The 1233-nt window shown below is 60.6% G+C and carries 1 protein-coding gene; it reads left to right on the top strand.

Annotation, left to right across the window (positions count from 1 at the left end):
* A partial coding sequence (gene tuf, locus ACR0EK_RS20295) for an elongation factor Tu (protein WP_480492715.1) occupies positions 1 to 1176 on the top strand: 1176 nt, incomplete at its 5' end.
* Between the last annotated feature and the right edge of the window lie 57 nt (positions 1177 to 1233).

Below are 1233 nucleotides of genomic sequence, written 5' to 3'. Positions count from 1 at the left end.
ATGGCAAAGGAAAAGTTTGAGCGTAATAAGCCGCACGTCAACATCGGCACGATTGGGCATGTTGACCACGGCAAGACGACGCTGACCGCAGCAATCACCAAGTATTTCGGTGACTTCAAGGCGTATGACCAGATTGACGGCGCGCCGGAAGAGAAAGCCCGCGGCATCACCATCTCGACCGCGCACGTGGAATACGAGACCGACGCGCGCCACTATGCACATGTCGACTGCCCCGGCCACGCTGACTACGTCAAGAACATGATCACCGGTGCCGCTCAGATGGACGGCGCGATCCTGGTTGTGAACGCCGCGGACGGCCCGATGCCGCAAACCCGCGAGCACATCCTGCTGGGCCGCCAGGTTGGCATCCCGAAGATGGTCGTGTTCATGAACAAAGTTGACCAGGTTGACGACGAAGAGCTGCTGGAACTGGTGGAAATGGAAATCCGCGAGCTGCTGTCTTCGTATGAATACCCCGGCGACGATATTCCGATCATCGCAGGTTCGGCTCTGGCCGCGATGGAAGGCCGTGACCCTGAAATCGGCGAGAACAAGATCCGCGAGCTGATGGCGGCTGTTGATGACTACATCGACACCCCCGAGCGTGCTGTTGACCAGCCGTTCCTGATGCCGATCGAAGACGTGTTCTCGATCTCGGGCCGTGGTACCGTTGTGACCGGCCGTGTCGAGCGTGGCGTGATCAACGTTGGCGACGAGATCGAAATCGTCGGCATCCGTGACACCGCGAAAACCACCTGCACCGGCGTTGAAATGTTCCGCAAGCTGCTGGACCGCGGTGAAGCGGGCGACAACATCGGCGCCCTGCTGCGTGGTGTGGACCGTGACGGCGTTGAGCGTGGCCAGGTTCTGTGTAAGCCGGGTTCGGTGACACCGCACACCAAGTTCGAAGCCGAAGCCTACATCCTGACCAAGGAAGAAGGCGGCCGTCACACGCCGTTCTTCGCGAACTACCGTCCTCAGTTCTACTTCCGGACCACTGACGTGACCGGCACCGTGACCCTGGCGGAAGGCACCGAGATGGTCATGCCCGGCGACAACGTGTCGTTCGGCGTTGAGCTGATCGCCCCGATCGCGATGGAAAACGGCCTGCGTTTCGCCATCCGCGAAGGCGGCCGCACCGTCGGCGCCGGCGTCGTGTCGAAGATCGTAGAATAATCCGTAGGCCAGGCTTCAGCCCGGCACATCGGTGAACAAACGAAGGCCGCTCCATAA

This window comes from Ruegeria sp. AE4 (genome assembly GCF_056542185.1).
Note: the sequence above shows the minus strand (reverse complement) of the source record. Positions and strands in the feature narration are given on the sequence as shown.